This window comes from Microbispora sp. NBRC 16548, assembly GCF_030268985.1.
Taxonomy (GTDB): Bacteria; Actinomycetota; Actinomycetes; order Streptosporangiales; family Streptosporangiaceae; genus Microbispora; species Microbispora catharanthi.
Genome location: NZ_BSSF01000063.1, coordinates 1 through 705 on the forward strand (window position 1 = coordinate 1; position 705 = coordinate 705).

General features: G+C 74.5%; 1 protein-coding gene. It reads left to right on the top strand.

Annotated elements, in window-relative coordinates; translation table 11 throughout:
• Window positions 1–5: 5 nt before the first annotated feature.
• Window positions 6–705 (top strand): ketoacyl-synthetase C-terminal extension domain-containing protein (locus QSK36_RS43035; RefSeq protein ID WP_285786439.1); only part of this gene is annotated, 700 nt, incomplete at its 3' end.

A 705-nucleotide genomic window follows, 5' to 3' on the forward strand; every position in this document is an offset into this window, starting at 1 on the left:
CGAACATCGGGCATGCGCAGGCGGCTGCGGGTGTGGCTGGTGTGATCAAGATGGTGGAGGCGTTGCGGCGGGGGGTGTTGCCGGCGACGTTGCATGTGGATGCGCCGTCGTCGAAGGTGGATTGGTCCTCGGGTGGGGTGCGTTTGCTGACGGAGGCGCGGGCGTGGCCGGAGGTGGATCGGCCGCGTCGGGCGGGGGTGTCGTCGTTCGGGGTGAGCGGCACCAACGCGCATGTGATCGTGGAGCAGGCCCCCGAGCTCCCCGGCGAGACCCCCGAGGACGTCGACGAGATCCCCGATCGCGCCGAGCAGGCCGCGGTGCCGGTGCCGGTGCCCGTGTGGCCGGTGTCGGGGCGCGGCGCCGGCGGGCTGCGCGCGCAGGCGGCGCGGCTGGCGGAGTTCGCCGCGGAGAACCGGGAGCTGTCGGCGGCCGAGATCGGGCACGCCCTCGCCACCACGCGTGCCGCGCTGGACGAGCGGGCGGTCGTGGTCGCGGGTGACCGGGACGAGGCGGTGGCCGCGCTGAACGCGCTGGCGACCGGAGAGTCGGTCCCCGCCGTCGTCACCGGATCGGCGGACGTCACGGGCAAGACGGTGTTCGTGTTTCCGGGGCAGGGGGCGCAGTGGGCGGGGATGGGTGCGGAGTTGCTGGCGTCCTCGCCGGTGTTTTCGGGGCGGATCGCGGAGTGTGCGGCGGCGTTGGCGC